Below are 1,920 nucleotides of genomic sequence, written 5' to 3'. Positions count from 1 at the left end.
GTCAGGGAAAGACCTGGACCGCGCGTCGCGTCCAATCGCTGCGCACGGTGCACAAGATCAGCGGCTATCGCTCTTCCGACAAGAATGGCGAGTGGCTCACCATGTCGGACGCGGCCGCCCGGCTTGGAGTCTCGCACGTCAAAATCCGCCGGTTCATCAGGGATGGCCTCTTGCCTGCCGAGCAGGTCATGCGCGGCGCACCCTACCAGATCCGCGCCAGCGACCTCGAAGACGAACGGATCAAGGCCGATTTGGCGCGCAATACTCCGCATCGCATCCACGACGACAACCAGGAATCGCTGTTTTCCGCCATTTGAAAAGGAGGTGCATAATGAATCGGTCTTCGCGATGCCGCGCAGGGCTCGCTCGGCTGCATTGTTCGATAGGCAGATCCGCCCGTCCGTCGAGGAACCGGGCGAAGGATGACCAGCGGCGCAGCATGTAGTTGAAGCCTTGGTCAGATCGTGTCCGCGCGAGAGCTTGTCGCGCGTCTCGATCATCCAGCGCTCGAGCTCGGTGACCAGCGGCAGGCTCCGCTCCTGGCGCACGGCGTGGCGTTGGGCCGGCGACAGGCCGTTGATCTCGCGCTCGATATCGAACAGGGCGTCGATGCACTTCACGCCTTCAACCGCGAGCGGATAGACCAGGTTGGGCTTCTCGCCGTGCGCCTTCTTGCGCGCCGCCGCTTCGATATCGGCCAGCTCGAACACTTTGCGCCGGCTGTGGGCCCAGCAGCTGGCTTCCAGAATAGGCGCCGGCTGACGGGCCGCCGCATAGAGATCGCCATAACCGCCATAGGCATCGGCCTGCAGAATGCCGCTCCAGCCGGCGAGATGCGCCGCGGGATGTTCGCCTCGGCGATCGCGGGAATAATAGAACACCGCCGCCGGCGGATCGACATCGCCGAATGGTCGGTCATCACGCACATAGGTCCATAATCGGCCGGTATCGGTCTTGCCCTTGGCCAGGACCGGCACCGTCGTGTCGTCGCCGTGCAGACGTGAAGCGGCCAGCACATGGGCTTCGAGCCGCTTGAACAGCGGCATCAGCGCCGCGACGCCGGCGCCGACCTGGTCGGCGAGCGTCGACAGGCTGAGCGGCACGCCTTCGCGGGCATAGCGTTCAGCCTGGCGGTTGAGGGGCTGATGCTGGCCGAACTTCTCGAACAGGATCATCGCCAGCAGGCCGGGACCGGCCCAGCCGCGCGGGGTGGCGTGGAACGGCGCCGGAGCCTGGCTGATCGCCTCGCAGTCGCGGCAGGTGAACTTCTCCCGCACGTGCTGGATCACCTTCCATTGCCGCGGCACCACCTCCAGCGTCTCGGTGATATCCTCACCCAGCCTGNAGCCGCGCGGGGTGGCGTGGAAGGGCGCCGGAGCCTGGCTGATCGTCTCGCAGTCGCGGCAGGGGAACTTCTCCCGCACGTGCTGGATCACCTTCCATTGCCGCGGCACCACCTCCAGCGTCTCGGTGATATCCTCACCCAGCCTGCGCAGCCGATGACCGCCGCAGCAGTGGCAAGCGGTCGGCGCCGGCTCGACCACGCGTTCGCGCGGCAGGTGCTCGGGAAATGGCTGGCGCGCCGGTCGTTTGCGCACATAAGGCGCCACCTCGGTGGTCCGCGCCGCTGCCTGTTCGGCGGCGATCTCGTCTTCCGTTGCCGTGCTCTCGAGTTCCTCGAAGGTGAGTTCCATCTGGTCGTGCAGGCGGGCGGCACGTTCAGAACTTTGACCATGCAGCGCCCGCTGCAGCTTCCGGATCGTCAGATCCTGATGTGCGATCAGCGCCGCATCATCCGATGCCTTGGCCCTGGCGACCGCCAGTTCGGCCTCGACCAGCGCAGCGCGTGCGGCCTCGTCTTCGGCTCTGGCCAGCGCCGCGGTCAGCGCTGCTCTCAGCGCGCCAATATCGTCCGGAACA

1 protein-coding gene and 1 pseudogene are annotated in these 1,920 nt (G+C 66.2%); one reads left to right on the top strand and one right to left on the bottom strand.

Going from position 1 to position 1,920, the window contains the following annotated elements; translation table 11 throughout:
- The first annotated feature begins 101 nt into the window (after positions 1–101).
- On the top strand, positions 102–317 hold the full coding sequence (locus X773_RS76120; RefSeq protein WP_245274905.1) for a helix-turn-helix domain-containing protein: 216 nt from the start codon (positions 102–104) through the stop codon (positions 315–317).
- An 87-nt stretch (positions 318–404) separates the two neighbouring features.
- On the opposite strand, the pseudogene X773_RS78895 reads toward X773_RS76120, so the two are convergent.
- Positions 405–1,886: pseudogene (locus X773_RS78895) on the bottom strand (IS66 family transposase); the annotation flags it as partial.
- Positions 1,887–1,920 lie beyond the last annotated feature (34 nt).

The organism is Mesorhizobium sp. LSJC280B00 (genome assembly GCF_000502835.1).
Lineage (GTDB): Bacteria > Pseudomonadota > Alphaproteobacteria > Rhizobiales > Rhizobiaceae > Mesorhizobium.
Note: the sequence above shows the minus strand (reverse complement) of the source record. Positions and strands in the feature narration are given on the sequence as shown.

Excerpts from the sequence above, each read along its gene's own strand:
- X773_RS76120 (WP_245274905.1), top strand. The coding sequence starts at position 102 with ATGTCGGACGCGGCCGCCCGGCTTGGAGTCTCGCACGTCAAAATCCGC.